The sequence below is a fragment of the Cupriavidus sp. GW822-FHT03E04 genome (genome assembly GCF_058801495.1).
This window is the reverse complement of sequence record NZ_JBXANI010000029.1, coordinates 1-14,910: the sequence shown is the minus strand read 5'-3', so window position 1 is coordinate 14,910 and position 14,910 is coordinate 1. Positions and strand designations below refer to the sequence as shown.

At 66.8% G+C, this 14,910-nt stretch carries 13 protein-coding genes; 1 reads left to right on the top strand and 12 read right to left on the bottom strand.

From position 1 onward, the window contains the following. Positions 1-10 precede the first annotated feature (10 nt). The 3 genes from AC1RQC_RS32685 to AC1RQC_RS32675 all read right to left on the bottom strand — a co-directional run bounded on the left by AC1RQC_RS32685 (position 11) and on the right by AC1RQC_RS32675 (position 2,168). Complete coding sequence (locus tag AC1RQC_RS32685) at positions 11-403, bottom strand: type II toxin-antitoxin system VapC family toxin (RefSeq protein WP_492375724.1); 393 nt, start codon at positions 401-403, stop codon at positions 11-13. Then, positions 400-672 carry a type II toxin-antitoxin system Phd/YefM family antitoxin gene (locus tag AC1RQC_RS32680; protein ID WP_492375723.1) on the bottom strand — a complete coding sequence of 91 codons (273 nt, stop codon included), beginning with the start codon at positions 670-672 and terminating at the stop codon, positions 400-402. Before AC1RQC_RS32680 ends, AC1RQC_RS32685 begins: the two co-directional genes overlap by 4 nt. Positions 673-767: 95 nt before the next feature. Beyond that, on the bottom strand, positions 768-2,168 hold the full coding sequence (locus AC1RQC_RS32675) for a CoA transferase (RefSeq protein WP_492375722.1): 1,401 nt from the start codon (positions 2,166-2,168) through the stop codon (positions 768-770). 133 nt (positions 2,169-2,301) lie between these two features. Here AC1RQC_RS32675 and AC1RQC_RS32670 point away from each other — a divergent pair, with 133 nt between their 5' ends. Then, positions 2,302-3,480 (top strand): citrate synthase family protein, encoded by a 1,179-nt coding sequence (locus tag AC1RQC_RS32670; RefSeq protein WP_492375721.1) that lies wholly within the window; start codon positions 2,302-2,304, stop codon positions 3,478-3,480. Positions 3,481-3,598: 118 nt separating this feature from the next. Here AC1RQC_RS32670 and AC1RQC_RS32665 read toward each other — a convergent pair whose 3' ends face one another. The 9 genes from AC1RQC_RS32665 to AC1RQC_RS32625 all read right to left on the bottom strand — a co-directional run bounded on the left by AC1RQC_RS32665 (position 3,599) and on the right by AC1RQC_RS32625 (position 14,733). Then, positions 3,599-5,047 (bottom strand): amidohydrolase family protein, encoded by a 1,449-nt coding sequence (locus AC1RQC_RS32665; RefSeq protein WP_492375720.1) that lies wholly within the window; start codon positions 5,045-5,047, stop codon positions 3,599-3,601. Further along, positions 5,044-5,838, bottom strand: coding sequence for an ABC transporter permease (locus AC1RQC_RS32660; RefSeq protein ID WP_416051465.1), 795 nt, complete (start codon positions 5,836-5,838; stop codon positions 5,044-5,046). Before AC1RQC_RS32660 ends, AC1RQC_RS32665 begins: the two co-directional genes overlap by 4 nt. A gap of 42 nt (positions 5,839-5,880) precedes the next feature. Further along, positions 5,881-6,807, bottom strand: coding sequence for an ABC transporter ATP-binding protein (locus tag AC1RQC_RS32655; protein ID WP_492375719.1), 927 nt, complete (start codon positions 6,805-6,807; stop codon positions 5,881-5,883). Between the two features lie 45 nt (positions 6,808-6,852). Then, a complete protein-coding gene (locus AC1RQC_RS32650; protein WP_492375718.1) occupies positions 6,853-7,890 on the bottom strand; it encodes an aromatic ring-hydroxylating dioxygenase subunit alpha in 1,038 nt (345 codons plus the stop codon). Between the two features lie 49 nt (positions 7,891-7,939). Continuing rightward, positions 7,940-8,935, bottom strand: a complete 996-nt coding sequence (locus AC1RQC_RS32645) for an ABC transporter substrate-binding protein (protein WP_492375717.1) — start codon at positions 8,933-8,935, stop codon at positions 7,940-7,942. 468 nt (positions 8,936-9,403) lie between these two features. Then, the gene (locus AC1RQC_RS32640; protein WP_492375716.1) at positions 9,404-9,835 is read right to left on the bottom strand and encodes a hypothetical protein; all 432 of its coding nucleotides are present in this window, start codon (positions 9,833-9,835) and stop codon (positions 9,404-9,406) included. A gap of 82 nt (positions 9,836-9,917) precedes the next feature. Continuing rightward, a complete protein-coding gene (locus AC1RQC_RS32635; RefSeq protein ID WP_492375715.1) occupies positions 9,918-11,261 on the bottom strand; it encodes an MFS transporter in 1,344 nt (447 codons plus the stop codon). Between the two features lie 62 nt (positions 11,262-11,323). Further along, the gene (locus AC1RQC_RS32630; protein ID WP_492375714.1) at positions 11,324-12,847 is read right to left on the bottom strand and encodes an amidase; all 1,524 of its coding nucleotides are present in this window, start codon (positions 12,845-12,847) and stop codon (positions 11,324-11,326) included. A 287-nt stretch (positions 12,848-13,134) separates the two neighbouring features. After that, positions 13,135-14,733, bottom strand: coding sequence for a 3'-5' exonuclease family protein (locus AC1RQC_RS32625; protein WP_492375713.1), 1,599 nt, complete (start codon positions 14,731-14,733; stop codon positions 13,135-13,137). Between the last annotated feature and the right edge of the window lie 177 nt (positions 14,734-14,910).

Sequence of the window (14,910 nt, the reverse complement as noted above, 5' to 3'; positions counted from 1 at the left end):
GCGGCTGGGCTCAGGCGGCGACGATCAGGATCGGGTGGTATTGCGGCAGCCTGGCATCGTCGGTGAGCAGCACCATGGCCTCCTGCAGCGCTTGTGCAACCAGCATGCGATCGAATGGGTCCTTGTGGTTGGCAAAGGCCGGCAGATTGTCCACCGCACCCGCGTGGGCGGCAGTGACGTCGAGGAGTTTGTAGCCGCACAAGCGGAAAACAGCGGCGGCTTGGCCACCGTTGAACATGTCCAGCTTTCCCAACCCTGCCTTGATGGATATCTCCCACACGCTGGCAGCGCTCACATAAATCTCATTGGAAGGCTCCGCGATCATCGACCGGGCTTTGGCCGACAGACGTGGATCGTTCAGGCTCGCCCAGATAGCGATATGCGAGTCGAGCAGCACCTTCACGAGTGGTCACTCTCTGTCCCGTTCTCAAAGAGCGATGCCACGTCTGCATCGAGTGCATTCCATTCTTCCAGGCTGACAGACGGAAACTGGCCGAGCAGCGCAAGCCCGCCGCCGATTCTCCTGGAAACGTCCGGCTCGCCGATGGGCACCAGCTTGGCGGCGGCCTTGCCATTGCGCGCAATGACAATGACATCTTGCGCCCCGCTTTCCAGCGACTCCACTAGCCGTGACAATTGGCTTTTGGCCTCGTGCATGTTGATCGTGAGCATGTGGTCATCCTGACTTAGCTAATTCAGTTGGCTAAGTATAGTCTGGCCGACAAGGCAAGGCAACGCCCCTATCAAGGTCGGCCACAGGCCAGCAGTTAGTTTAGGGACCACTGCGCAAGCGACGCGCCCAGCCTGTCCGCTGGACGGTCCCACACCATTGGCGCACCCTGCACAGTTGCTGGGGACCTGAGCCGTCGCGCAGGTCCCCAGGCAGTCGCTTCAATCGTTTCTGCCAGGTCCGCCGGGGCTTCAGGCGGGAACAGGGATGCTTCGTCTTGCGCGCCCGTCACCAAAAGATGCGCCGTGCGCGCCAGCGAGGCCCGCACCTCGCAGCCGGCGCCGGTCGCCAGGCGCTGCGCCAGCCCGCGGATGGCCGCTGTTGCCATCAGGTAGCCGGTCGCGTGGTCGATGGCCTGCACCGGCAGCGGCTTGGGATGGTCCAGGCCTGCGGCGCGCATGCCCGCATCGGCAATGCCGGTGCTCATCTGGATCAGGCTGTCGAAGCCGCGCCGGCCCTTCCACGGCCCGCTCCAGCCATAGGCATCGAGCGACACATCCACCAGCGCGGGATTGATCTCGCGGCGCCGCCGCGCGTCCAGTCCAAGCCGCGCCAGGGCTTCGGGACGGTAGCCGTGCACCATCACGTCGGCCTGGCTCAGCAACTGCTCCAGCACCTGCCGGTCCGCCGCGCTCTTCAGGTCGAGCCGGGCGCAGCGCTTGCCGAGCACCACTTCCGGCACTGTGCCTGGCTCTTCCCAGCCGGGTGGGTCGATGCGGAGCACATCGGCGCCGAAGCCGGCCAGGAAGCGGGTGGCCACCGGACCCGCCAGGATCCGGGTCAGGTCCAGCACGCGGATGCCGCGCAACGGGCGATCCGGGGTGATGGCCCAGGCTGGCCGAAGCCCAGCAGCGCACGTCGTCCAGTGCATCAGCGGTTCGCTGTTGACGGCGATCCCCTGCGGATGGACTGCCCATTCGGCCTCGGTGCGCATGGCCGCCGAGCAGCCGCCGTTCTCGACGATGGCGGCTTCCAGCGCGCTGGCTTCCCATCCGGATACGGCCCGGGCAACGGCGGCCTTGTCCGCTTGCGCCGCCACGCCAAGCACGGCGAGGGCAGCGTCGCGGTGATGTGGGGCGTTGGTGTGAAGACGGATCCAGCCGTCCTTGGCCCGGTAGTCGCCGGCAACGGGATCCCATTGCGGCGGCAATTCCCAGCCCTGTGGCCGCAGCGAAGTGCCGAACCATAGCGAAGCGAGACGTTGATCTGCCTGGACATGCGGCGCATGCCCGCAGGCCCGGTGGATCAACTCGGCAATGGCCAGGGCGGCTGCGCCGACGGCGGCGGTGGCCAGGGCGGTGACGGGGAAGACCGCGGGCAAGTGACCGGTGCCGGCCACGGCAATGTGCTCGAGCCACGCGGCGTCCCCGTGCACGCTGCGCCAGATCTCACCAAGGAAAGGGGTGACGGCTGTCGTGGGACTCGTGGCTGAAAGCATGGATTCTCCGGGGCCGGGCATGGTGCGTTCTCCGTTGGGGTGGGTCGGGAATTCGTGCTTTGCAGCATAGGCTCCTTGTTTTAATAGTCAATATTGATTAACTTAATCAACCTATTGATCGATTTCGTCGCCCGTGCCCCGCTACCTGACTTCCTCCGAAGCCGCCGCCCAGCTTGGCGTGTCCCGCCAGACGCTCTATGCCTATGTCAGCCGTGGCTTGCTGCACGCGCACGATAGCGAAACCCACCGCGAAAGCCGCTATCTCGCCGACGACGTTGCGCGCCTGGCTGGCCAGCGCACGCGCGGCCGCAAGCCTCGCGAGGTGGCCAAGGCCACGCTGAGCTGGGGTCTGCCGGTGCTGGAATCGGGGATCACCTTGATTGAGGACGGGCGGCTCTACTACCGGGGCATGGATGCCGTTGCGTTGGCCGCGTCGGACACCGTGGAAGCGGTGGCCGCATTGCTGTGGCAGTGCCCCCAGGACGCGGCGTTTGGCGCAGCGCCGCTTGCGCCGGCGCACCTCGCGGCAATGCAGGCGGCCTTCTCCGGGCGCCGCAGCGAGGCGGCGCTGCTGCCGCTGTTTACCATCGCCAGCGAAGACGACCCCACGGCGCAGTGGCAAAGGTCACCGCAACGCCTTGCCGAAGGCTGCGGCGTGCTGGTGCGTCTGCTGGCGGCCTGCCTGCTGCACACGGCGCCCGCCAGCGCGCCGGTCCATCGACAATGCGCCAGCGCCTGGCAGGTGGGCGAAGAAGGCGCGGACCTGATCCGCATGGCGCTGGTGCTCTGCGCGGACCATGAGCTGAACGCGTCGAGCTTCACGGCCCGCTGCGTGGCGTCCACCGGCGCCAGCCTGCGCGCATCCGTGGTCGCGGGCCTGGCCGCGCTGACCGGTGGGCTGCATGGCGGGACCACCGCCCGCGTGGAGGCTCTCTGGGACGAGCTCGGCGAGGCGCCGCCCGCATCGAAGCTGCGCGAGCGGCTTGCCCGCGGCGAGAACCTGCCGGGGTTTGGCCATCATCTCTACCCCGCCGGCGACATCCGCGCCGCCGGCCTGCTGGCGCGGATACTCCCGCATCACCCGCAATGGCAAGCGATCATCGACGACGCTTTCGCGCTGCTGGGGCAGCGGCCATCGATCGATTTTGCACTGGTGGCGCTGCGCCGGCATCTGCGGCTGCCGCCCGGCGCGGCCTTCGGCATGTTCGCGCTTGGCCGCTCCATCGGCTGGATCGCGCACGCGCTGGAGCAGCGTGCCGATGCCGAGCTGATCCGCCCGCGTGCCGCGTACGTCGGCCCGCGCCCCGGCTAGCCTGGATCAAGCCTCAGTTTCGGCGAACCGCAGGCCGATCAGCCCCACGAGCGCCAGGCTCAAGAAAAAATCCGCTGCCGGTTCGCGCCTTCCTGCATCAACGACGTGGCGCCGCGGGCTATGCGGCGCGCTGCTGCAAGCGCAGCACTGCGTCGCGCGCGGCAGCGCCAAGCTCGCCAAGGTCCAGCCCCGGAATCGCATCATGCTCCACCACCACGCGGCCAGCCACCAGCAGCGCGCGCAGAGCCGGCCGCCCACCGCTGGCCACGGGGGCGATGGCCGGATCGTGCAGGCCAAAGCAGCGCGGGTCGTCGAGCCGGTAGATGGCGAGGTCGGCCGCCTTGCCCGGCTGCAACGTGCCCACCGCATCCAGGCCAAGCACCGCCGCGCCGCCCGCCGTGCCCCAGCGCACGACGTCTTCCACACGCGCGGCGTCGGCGCCGCCCTCATGGTCGCCACCCTCGGCGCGTGGGCGGGCGCCATGGCCTCGCCGCGCGCGCTGCAGCAGCCACGCCGCATGCGTTTCGGAAATCATGTCGGCCGCTTCGTTGGAGGCGGCGCCGTCCACCCCGATCGACACCGGCACGCCAGCGGCTTCCAGCGCCGGGATGTTCGCAATGCCGCTGCCCAGCCTGCCGTTGCTCTGCGGGCAGTGCGCGATACCTGTGCCGGTTGCGCCGAGCTGGCGGATTTCGTCCGTGCCCAGTTTTACCAGATGGGCGAACCAAACGTCGCGGCCCAGCCACTCGTGCTCGCCGCAGAAGGCCACGGGTGTCGTCTGGTATTTGTCTCGCGCGGCGTTCTGGTATTCCACGGTCTCCGACAAATGGCTGTGCAGCCGGATGCCAAGCCGGCGCGCGGTGCGCGCGCAGGTGCGCAACTCCTCGGGCGACATGGAGTAGAGCGGCGTGGTGGGCGCCATCACCACGCGGCGCATCGCATCCGGCGCGGGCTGGTGGTAGCGCGCAGTGAGCCGTTCGCAATCACTCAGGAACTGGTCGAGCGTTTCGGGGCGCAACGCCTGCGGCAGTTCGCTCTCCAGCTGGCGCGTGCGGGTGGCGCCGCCGCGGCACAGCACAAAGCGCAGCCCCAGCGCCTCGGCTTCCTCGAACAGGATGGCCGAGCTGTCGTAGGGCATGCCGGGATAGTAGAGATAGTTGTGGTCAGCCACCGTGCCGCAGCCGCTGCGCACCAGTTCGATCAGGCCGATGCGGGCGGCAAGCCGGAAGGTGCTTTCGTCAAAGGCGGCGCGGAAGCGGTAAGGCGTCGCTCCAAGCCACGGCGTGAGCGTCAGGTTCAGCCCCGGCGGATCGCCCTTGAGCAGTGACTGGAACAGGTGATGATGGGTGTTGACCCAGGCCGGGTAGACCACGCAGTCGGTGGCATCGATGACTTGTTCGCCGGGGCGCGGCGCCAGCTTGCCGATGGCCTCGATGGTGCCGCCGGCCACGCGCAGGTCCGGGCCGGCATGGCGTTCGCCTTCACCCTCGCCCCCACCCTTATCGTTACCAGGAAGGCCGGTCAGGATGGCGGTGGCATTGCGGATCAGGATGGTGTTGGTCGTCATGCCAGCTCGCTTTCGTGCCAATGGGACAGTGCCATGCGTGATACCACCACCATGGCGCCGAACAATGCGACGCCGGTCAGCGTGATCAGGAACAGCGCGGCGAACAGGCGCGGGATATTGAGGGCGAAGCCCGCCTGCAGGATCTGGTAAGCCAGCCCCGCGCCCGTGCCGCCGGTGCCCGCCACGAATTCCGCTACCACCGCGCCGATCAGCGCGAGGCCGCAAGATATCCGCAGGCCACCGAAAAAATACGGCAGCGCGCTGGGAATGCGCAGGCGGCGCAAGGTATCCCAGCGGCTCGCGCGGTTGATGCGGAACAGGTTGAGCAAGCCGGGGTTGACGCTGCGCAGGCCCAGCACCGTGTTGGAGATGATCGGGAACACGGCCACCATGGTGGCGCAGATCACTAGCGCCAGCGTCGGCTGCTTGACCCAGATGATGATCAGCGGCGCGATCGCTACCACCGGCGTGACCTGCAGCAGGATCGCGTAGGGAAACAGGCTGGCTTCGATCAGGCGGCTCTGCACGAAGATGAACGCCGCGGCGGTGCCAACTACCACGGCCAGCGCAAAGGCCAGCATGGTGATGCGCAGCGTCACCCATAGCGAGCCGCATAGCAGGCTCCAGTCTTCCACCAGCGCATGGCCGATGGCGGTGGGCGTGGGCACCAGGTACGCGGGCACGGCGAGCACAGTGCATGTCGCCTGCCAGGCGAGCAACAGCAGCACGCCGACGGCAAGCGGGGCGGCCACGCGCTGTACGGCGGGGCGCGACAGTAGCGGGGGATTCATGGGGGCTCCTTGTTGTTTGTGGGATCGATGCTGCTGCCGGGCTCAGTGCTCGTTGGGGTCGACGCCGGTGTTGGCCTGCGCGAGCAGCGCCGACAACTGCGCGCAGTACTGCATGAAGGCGGGCGAAACACGGAAGGCCTCATCGCGGACTTCGGGGCCCTCGATGGCCACGTCGGCAATTACGCGGCCCGGCCGCGCCGCCATTACCACCACGCGGCTCGACAGGTAGACCGCCTCATAGATGCTGTGGGTGACGAAGACCACTGTCAGGCCGCGCTCGGCCCAGAGCGCGCGCAGGTCGGCGTCGAGCTTGTTGCGGGTGAACTCGTCGAGCGCGCCGAAGGGCTCGTCCATCAGCAGCAGGTCCGGGTTGGTCGCCAGCGCCCGCGCGATCGACACGCGCATCTGCATGCCACCCGACAGCTCACGCGGATAGACCGCGGCGAAGCGGCCCAGCCCCACCAGCGCCAGCGCGCGCCGCACGCGTTCGTCGGCGTCGGCGCGCGGCATGCGGGCGAGGTCCAGCGGCAGCCGCACGTTGTCGGCCACGCGTGCCCACGGCATCAGCGTGGCCTCCTGGAACACCATCGCCAGCGTGCGGCCTGCGCTGTTGGTGGCGCCGTTCGTTCCGGCGTTCGTTCCGCTCGGAAGGGCGGGGTTGCCCCACCAGCGCATATGGCCCGCCGACGGCGCCTCCAATCCGGCAAACAGCTTGAGCAAGGTGCTCTTGCCGCAGCCGGACGGCCCCAGCAGCGAGACGAACTCGCCGGGCTTGATCGCCAGCTTGACGCGCTCCAGCGCCACGGTGCCGTTGGGATAGGTCTTCTCGATCTGGTTGGCGAACAGCAGTGGCGCGTCGGCATCGCGCCGGCTGGTGCCAGCGGGCTCGCCGCCGGCGTTGGGCGCAAGGCCGCCGGGGCTCGGGGCTGCAGCGCGGGCTTGCGTGGCACTGCGAAAGAGGACGCTCATGGCTGTCTCCGTATGGAATGGTTCGGGGACTATCCGAAGTCCGGCCTAAGCGCGAACCACGGGAATGCGGAAGGTCTCCTTCTCGCCATGCCGGGTGAACAGTTCCATCAGCATCTTGCGCATCAGCAAGCCGGGTTTGTCGGATTCCATATGGAATTCAGCGCGGCGGCGCGTGTCCACGCAGGCGTCGTAGTCGGTGGCTTCCAGGATGTCGCGGTCCTCGGCGACGATGGGCGCGTCCCAGTCGATCAGCTCCTGGGTCGAGCAGTCTTCCTCGCTGTCATTGCGGTACAGCCATTGCGACAGCATCACGCTCTTGTCGTCGATCGGCGTGGCGCAGTTGTAGATGATGTGATGGCGCCCGCTGGCCGGATAGGTGCAGCCGAAGCGGCGCGTGAACGGCAGGTCCCAGCGGTTGAACATATGGCGATGCGTGATCGGCTCGGTGGTGCCGGTAACACGGTGGCCCGCCTCGATATTGCGGATCGGCACCAGCGTCTCCGCCTCGAAGCCCCACTCGCGCTGCTGCAGCTCGTACTTCTGCGGCTTGGGCTGCTCGGACAAACCAAAGTTGGCGCGGTGCACGAAGCTGAAGTGCGAGTTGTCGAAGGCGTTCTCCATCACGCGCAGCGAGCTGGTGTTCCACTTCTCGTAGAACTGGAAGATGCGGCGGTAGGTGGGGTCGCCATCCTCGGGGAAATCGGGGATGGGCTGCAGCGGATCGTCCAGCGCCACCCACACGTAGCCGTATTTCTCTTGCACGTGATAGGCCTGCACCTTCGCGCCAGAAGGAATGGCGTTGTCCGGCGCCTGCGGAATCCGCACGCAGCTGCCCGAGCAGTTGTATTCCCAGCCGTGGTAGCCGCAAACGATGTCGCCGCGCTCGTTGACCCAGCCCTTGGACAGGCGTGCGGTGCGGTGGCAGCAGCGGTCCTGCAGCGCCGCGGGCTTGCCGTCGATGCCTTTCCAAAGCACCAGGTTCTCCCCCAGCAGGGTAAAGGGCTTGGGGCCGTCGTCGAGCATCGAGATCGGCATCAGGGCATACCAGAAACGGCGCAATACGGGCTGTTGGGTGACCAGCATGTCAAATATCCTTGTATGGGGTTGAGCTTGAACGGTGAAGCTGCGCGCTTCAGGGCATGACCTTCAGGTCTTTCACGAACTGCGTGGTGTAGGCTTGTTTCCAGTCGGTATCGGCCTTGAGCAGCCCGGCCCCCACCATGAAGTCGCGCGTCTTCTGCCAGCGTGCATCGGTCATCACGCCGATGCCGTAGCGGGCCGCATCGCCACCGCCGACCATGTGGTACTCCTTGAGTTTGTCCACGCCCCAGGCGAGCTGGTCGTCCTTCATGTTGGGGTTTTCCTGCTTGATCAGCGCATTGGCCGGGGCGGGGTCCGCCAGGTAGCTCTTCCAGCCTTCCATGCTCGCCTTGACGAAGCGCGCGACCACGTCCGGCTTCTCCTTGACCATCTTTTGCATGGCGACGATGGTGGTGCCGTAGGGCGGATAGCCATCGTCGGCGAACAGGAAGAAGCGCGTCTTGGCACCGGCCTTGCTGGCCGAGAACACTTCGGAAGAGGCATACGCCTGCTGGGCCGATTGCGGATCGGCAAAGAAGGGCTGCAGGTTGAAGGTGTAGACGCGCGACTGCGATTCCTCCAGCTTGTACTTGCCCTTGAGCCACGGCCACCAGGTGGTGCGTCCCGAGGTGGAGACCAGCACCGTGCGGCTCTTCAGGTCGGCCAGGCTCTTGACGTCCTCGTGGGTCATCATGCCTTGCAGGTCGGTCTGGAAGGAGGTTGCCACGGTGGTCACCGGCACGCCTTGCTCCACGCTCTTGAGCACCTGCAGGTCATAGCCCATCAGGAAATCGGCCTGGCCGCTGGTGAGGATCTGCATGCCATTGACCTGCGGGCCGCCCATGCGCACGGTGACATCGAGGTCGTACTTCTTGTAGATGCCTTTCGCTACCGCCTGATAAAAGCCGCCATGCTCCGCCTGGGCATACCAGGAGGTGAGGAACGTCACCTTATCGGCAGCTAGCGCGGGGGCGGGGATGGCGGCGAGCGTCAGCGCGGCGCAGGCGCCGGTAATCAACAGGCGGCGCAATGGGGAAGGCGTCTTCATGGGGGCTCCTGTGCGGATGTTTGCGGGGGAAACCAGGATGGGCACGGCGACAGGCGGGCGACGACGCGGGACGCAAGCGGCGCCATGGCCGGCAGATGTGTCCGCGAAATGGAATAAGGGCGTGAAGATGGGGGACATCGTGGGCGCTCTCTTTTCTCTCGTGCCCGGCCTGGTGGCCGGATCCAAACGCCCGGATGCCTCGCGATGCGAGTCAGCCAGGCGTGCGACCGGATGGTCGCGAGAGCAATGTCCCGCGCCGGCATGCGCCTGCCCACTGGGGGAGGCGCATCGGCGCTAACCGCTTCTACTCGATAGTTTGTTCAGCAAGAGGTGTGCCAACGGCAGCGGTGAACGCCGCGCCCCAAATGCGCCGGATCGTGGCAAGCCCCTGAGTGGCACTGGTGCATGATCCCCTGCTTCGACGCGCGATGTGCACCAATTCGGTGAGTGGCGCGGTGGCCGGTGCGATCAGGGGCTGGTGCTGGTCCTGACCAGCCCGCTGCAGCGGCCTAGCGCGGTGGTGACACAGCACGCGTTGCCGGACCAGTCGCCACCGATCACCAGGCCAGTGGGACCAGCGATCAGGCGGCGATGGCACAGGCCGGGCACCAGCAGGGGCTCCGGTGACGTGGGCGCGCGCGCATCGCGCGGGCCGCCGCCCGGCGCACGCGCTGGTGGCACCTCCTCGGTCCACAAGTAGGCGGTGCCGCCCGGCACGGCCTGCACGGATTGCGGCGGGCCCCACTGTGCCTTGGCTTGTTCGATCGGGGCGGCTTGCCACGAATCCAGGATGCGCTGCATGGCGGATTGCTCGACGCTTGCGCAGCCGCCCAGGGCGATGGCGGCGAGTGGGGTCAACCAAAGGCGAGGGGAGATGGAGAGACGGCGAACGACAGACATGGCGACTCCAGGGGGAGCAGGCATGCTCCCTCCGTGCAGCCTAGCCTAGCCGCCGGCCTCGCCGCAAGCGGCCGCAGGCGCCTTATGCGGGCTTGCCCACAGTCGGCGCCAGCACGGCCTTGTTGGCATCCCGGGACAGCTCGTGCGCGCCGTCGTCATCGCCGCCGGCCTGGCCCAGGTCCATGCCCTTGGTTTCCGGCAGCAGCAAGGCGGCGCCCATCACCATCATGTAGCCGACGCCGGCCACGATGGCGATCGCCAGTGGCAGCGAGGTGCGGCCGGTGCTGAGCCAGCCTACCGTCAGCGGAAAGAGCGAGCCGATCACGCGCCCGACGTTGTACGAGACGCCATAACCCGTGGCGCGGATGTCATTGGGGTAAGACTCCGAGATGGTGGCGCCGATGCCGGCGAAGACGCCCTGCATCAGCACGCCCAGCGGGAAGCCCAGGAACAGCATCGACGTGTTCGATACCGGGATCACCATATAGACCAGCGCCATGACAAAGGCGCCGGCGGCAAAGGCGATATAGGTCAGGCGGCGGCCCCAACGGTCGGTGGCATAGGCGCCGGCCACATAGCCCACCAGCGAGCCAACGATCGTCATCGCCAGATAGGAGCTGGTGCCGAACACCGACAGCCCGCGCTCGGTCTTGAGGAACGTCGGCAGCCAGGTGGCAATCGCATAGTAGGCGCCCAGCATGCCGCCCGACAGCAGGCTGCACAGCACGGTCTTGCCCAGCAGCGGCCTGCGGCCGAGCCGCGCCAGCTGCTGCCAGGCGGTGGGCCCGCTGCCGGCGCCACCGGCGGCGCGTTCGGCCTGGCTCTTGGTGAAAACTTCCGGCTCCTCCAGGTTGCGGCGCAGGTAGATCACCACCAGCGCCGGCAGGATGCCCATGAAGAAGCAGACGCGCCAGGCGGTTTCGGCCGGGAAGATGCTGAAGGTGATGGCGTAGGCAATGGCCGCCGCGCCCCAGCCGAAGGAGTAGCTGCTGGCGGTGAAGCCGGAGTATTTGCCGCGGTGCGCCGGGTTGCGGATCATTTCCGTCACCAGCACCATGCACAGCGAGGATTCGCCGCCGAAGCCCAGGCCCTGGAGCATGCGAAAGGCCAGCAGTTGCTCGGGGGTGTTGGCCAGCCCGCACAGGAAGCAGGCAACGGCGAACACCACGATGGTCCAGCGCAACACGCGCACCCGGCCATAGCGGTCAGCCAGGACGCCCGCACCGATGGCGCCCACCAGTGAGGACACCAAGGTCCAGGTGACAATGGCGCCGGCGGCCGATTTGCTCATGCCCCACTGGGTGAGCAACGTTGAAATCAGGAAGGAATAGATCATGAAGTCGAACACGTCGACCGCATGACCGAGGAACGCGCCGTAAAACCCCTTGCGCTCCATTGTCGATAAATCCTTGAACCAGGTGAACATGATCTCTCCTTCGTGTCTTTGCTTCGGGGGCGGTGCGCTGGTTTTTTTGGCGCCGGTGCGCGTTACACCGGGTCGGACCGGGATTGGGATTGGGACTGAGCCGAGGCCGGCGGTGGCCGGAAGGCAAAACCCGCGGCTTCCAGCAACTGGGCAAAGCGCAATGCGGTCAGGTCCTCGAACCTTCCGGCGACGATCTGCACGCCCACCGGCAGGCCACTGCGGCCCGGGCCGATCGGCGCTACCGTCGAGGGCAGGCCGCACAGGCCGGAGTGCCCGGCCCAGAACAACTGGCTGGTGAGCGGTTGCGCCCGGCCATTGACCTGGAGCATGCGCTGCCACGGCTCGCCGGCTTCATCCAGCACAAAGGCGGTGGTCGCGGCTGCCGGGCACAGCAACACGTCAACCTCGCCAAAAAAGCGCTGCCAAGCCTGCGCGAAGGTGGCCCGGGCTTGCTGCAACTGCAGCCATTGCCGGTGCCGGATGGCGGCGCCGGTGAATTGCAGCGTGGCGTAGCCGTGGTCGTCGGGCGCGGCGCCTGCGGCGCGGGCCAGCACGGCATCGAAGCCAGCGTCATCCATATGGATCGACGTGGTAGCCCGCAGCATCAGCACGTAGGTGTGCCAGAGAGCCGAGGCATCGAAGTCCGGGCGCGCGTTCCAGCGTACCTGGGCGCCTTGTCCCTCCAGCCAGCTGCCGAGCTTTTCGATTTCGTCGCTGACTTCCCCGTCCGCCTCGCACAGCGGATGGCTCGGCAGCACGGCGACGCGGAAGTCGGCAAGCGCGCGCTTGTCGCAGGGCGGCAGCGTCAGGCGATAGGCCTGCGCTTCAATGCCGTCCGGGCCAGCCAGCGCTCGCAGCAGCAGTTCCAGGTCGTGCGCGCTGCGCGCCAGCGGCCCCGCCACGTTGATGTCCTGCTCGCCGTAGCCGTGGCCGATGCCATGGCCGCGCAGCGGCACCAGTCCGTGGCTGCTCTTGTGCGAGAACACGCCGCAGTAGTGCGCCGGGTTGCGCAGCGACGAGCCGATGTCGGAGCCCACGTCAAAGAAGCTCATGCCCGCGCAGACCGCTGCGGCGCTGCCGCCGGACGAACCGCCCGGGGTGCGGCTGAGGTCGCGCGGGTTGCGGGTGGTGCCGTAGATGGCGTTGTAGCTTTGCCAGTCGCGCAGCCCGATCGGCACGTTGGTCTTGCCAAGCAGGACCGCGCCGGCCGCGCGCAGGCGCTCGACCACGGCCGAGTCGCTGGCGGCAATGTTGTGGCGCTGCGCCGGGTTGCCGCACGTGGTGGGCCAGCCTGCCACGTCGAAGGATTCCTTGATGGAGAAGGGAATACCGTCCAGCAAGCCAAGCGGCTCCCCGCGGCGCCGGCGTTGGTCGCTGGCCTCGGCTGCTGCGCGCGCGGCGGTGAAATCCGCCAGGATGAGGGCGTTGATCTCCCGATGCGAGGCGGCATAGGCTGCCTCGCACCAGTTCACCAGGTTCTGCGCGCTGGCGTCGCCTTTGGCCAATAGCGCCGCGGCTTCCCACACTGGCAGGAAGCACGTCTCTGGCGGCTGGGTGTCGGTGCTTGCTGTGTCTTGCCGCGTCACGCATTCGCTCCGTATTGTGGGGGCCGTTGCTATGGCGCCAGGGTTGGGGGTGAATCGGGCTTTTCGTTAGAATCGGTATACTATATTCATTGAATTGCCGAGAGCAAGGCAAATGTTCGAGCGCCCGCAATTCGCCGTGTTCTGGTGCAATGCAGCAGGTTTCGGCACAAACTCGCGGCTCATGGGAAGGGATTGCTAGACGTCGCGCACCTTGGCGGTGCGCGAGTTGTGAGGTATTTGGTATACCGTTTGTGATCTGTGGGCTAGCTGGTCAGCAGTCGCCTCGCCTAGCGGTCGAAGAAAGACAAGGTCTGTTGGTCTGGGCTTGGTGGCTTGCGCCGGTGGGGCGCCGGGGTGGGCGATGCAGTCTGCGGCTGTGCTTTCGACCGGGGCGCGTCCGGTGGTTGCAGCTCGAATCGCCGCACCGCTTCCAGCGGAACGGCAGCGGCGAGCAAGGCCGGCAGCCGTGGCGCCAGGATCTGATAGGTGTCCAGGTCAAAGCGCGCGGGCGAGGACAGCAAGCTTGGCGCCTCCTCCAGCGTGGGTACCGAGCCCAGGTAGCACCAGTCTTCCAGGACATGCCACCACGCCTTGGCGCCGTGCTGCTCGCGCCATGCCACTGCACCCGCGAACGGCCAGGGCTGGATCGCCAGGTTGGCCAATGCGGTGACCGCCCGTTCGCGGTGAGCTGCGAGGGACTCGTCGCCGGTGCACGCGCCCAGGCAGCGGTGCAGTTGACGCGCGAAGCAGGGCAGGCCGCGCCGCGCGGTTTTTTCCAGGGCGAGGGCGACCTGGCAGAGCTGATGGGTTTGGGCCAGTTCTGCCAGCCGGGCCTGGGCGCTGGCCCGGCTGGGAAAGGCGCCATATAGATTAGGGTGCCGGCTGAAATCGGTGTGGCGATCCGAGCGCAGTATCGGCGCGCTCAGCCCGGGGGGCAGTTCCCACGCGTAGAGTCCTGCATTCTGGCGCAGCATCTGGTTGTGCAGCGGCTGCATCGTCTTGATCAGGTGCGCTTCCAGCAGCAGTGCGCCAGCCTCACCGCCAGTCTCGCGCCATTCGACGTGGCGCACCGCGCGCGCCAGCCGCATTTCCAGGGCGGCACGATGATCGCCGGAGAAATGCGCGCCAATGCGTTGGCGCAGGTGGATGCTCTTCCCTATATAGAGAGGCATGTCCTGGTCGCCATAAAAGAGATAGACGCCAGGGGTGTCGGGAACGTCGTCCAGTGCGGTTTCTTCGAGCCCGGCGGGCAGGCTCGCCCGCTTGATCAGCGACTGCACTGCGGATTCGACCAGGTCCATCGTGTAGAGCTCGTGGACCTTCTGCCAGAATTGCCACAACAGTTCGGCATCGGCGAGAGCCCGGTGCCGGCCCTTGGGTTGCAACTCGAACCGGGCGATCAGCGCATCCAGCCCGTGGCGCGCGGCCGAGGGAAACAGCGAGCGCGAGAGCCGTAACGTGCACAGGACATCGGCGCGAAAGGTGACGCCGACACGGCGGAACTCATTCTTGAGGAAGCCATAGTCGAAACGTGCATTGTGCGCCACGAAGAGCTTGCCTTGCAGCCGCTCCGCGAGCGTTTCCGCTAGTGACTCAAAGCTTGGCCGACCGCGCACCATGTCGTCAGTGATTCCGGTCAGTTGCTGGATAAAGGGCGGGATGCCAATGCCCGGGTCTATCAGGGTGTCCCATTCGACAATACCGTCCGGTCCCACTTCCACGACGCCAATCTCGGTAATACGGTCGCGGGTGCCGTCGGCGCCCGTCGTTTCCAGGTCGACAAAGACAATCGGGCGTGAAAGTGCTGCTGCCAGCGCTTGCGCGTCCAGATACCGGGGCATATCCGCCGGCTGGTGCGATGGCTGGTAGATAGGAAGGTCAGGCATCCGTCGATTCTAATAGATAGAGATAGCAACTGCGCGACCCTGCGCCGGGGCATGGAAGCCTGCTTCATCACCGTGTCACAGACCGTTCTGAACAAATTCAAGAAAACGCTTGCCAAGGCCGAGGGGGTCCCCTATGATTCGCCCCCTCGCAACACGAAACACCGCTGCAAAGCAGAC

What these genes read in the sequence shown, in the direction of transcription:
- AC1RQC_RS32650 (WP_492375718.1), bottom strand. Translation starts at nt 7,890, where the DNA reads ATGCTGGTCACCCAACAGCCCGTATTGCGCCGTTTCTGGTATGCCCTG.
- AC1RQC_RS32675 (WP_492375722.1), bottom strand. Translation starts at nt 2,168, where the DNA reads ATGCTTTCAGCCACGAGTCCCACGACAGCCGTCACCCCTTTCCTTGGT.
- AC1RQC_RS32640 (WP_492375716.1), bottom strand. Translation starts at nt 9,835, where the DNA reads ATGTCTGTCGTTCGCCGTCTCTCCATCTCCCCTCGCCTTTGGTTGACC.
- AC1RQC_RS32655 (WP_492375719.1), bottom strand. Translation starts at nt 6,807, where the DNA reads ATGAGCGTCCTCTTTCGCAGTGCCACGCAAGCCCGCGCTGCAGCCCCG.
- AC1RQC_RS32625 (WP_492375713.1), bottom strand. Translation starts at nt 14,733, where the DNA reads ATGCCTGACCTTCCTATCTACCAGCCATCGCACCAGCCGGCGGATATG.
- AC1RQC_RS32635 (WP_492375715.1), bottom strand. Translation starts at nt 11,261, where the DNA reads ATGTTCACCTGGTTCAAGGATTTATCGACAATGGAGCGCAAGGGGTTT.
- AC1RQC_RS32665 (WP_492375720.1), bottom strand. Translation starts at nt 5,047, where the DNA reads ATGACGACCAACACCATCCTGATCCGCAATGCCACCGCCATCCTGACC.
- AC1RQC_RS32680 (WP_492375723.1), bottom strand. Translation starts at nt 672, where the DNA reads ATGCTCACGATCAACATGCACGAGGCCAAAAGCCAATTGTCACGGCTA.
- AC1RQC_RS32645 (WP_492375717.1), bottom strand. Translation starts at nt 8,935, where the DNA reads ATGAAGACGCCTTCCCCATTGCGCCGCCTGTTGATTACCGGCGCCTGC.
- AC1RQC_RS32660 (WP_416051465.1), bottom strand. Translation starts at nt 5,838, where the DNA reads ATGAATCCCCCGCTACTGTCGCGCCCCGCCGTACAGCGCGTGGCCGCC.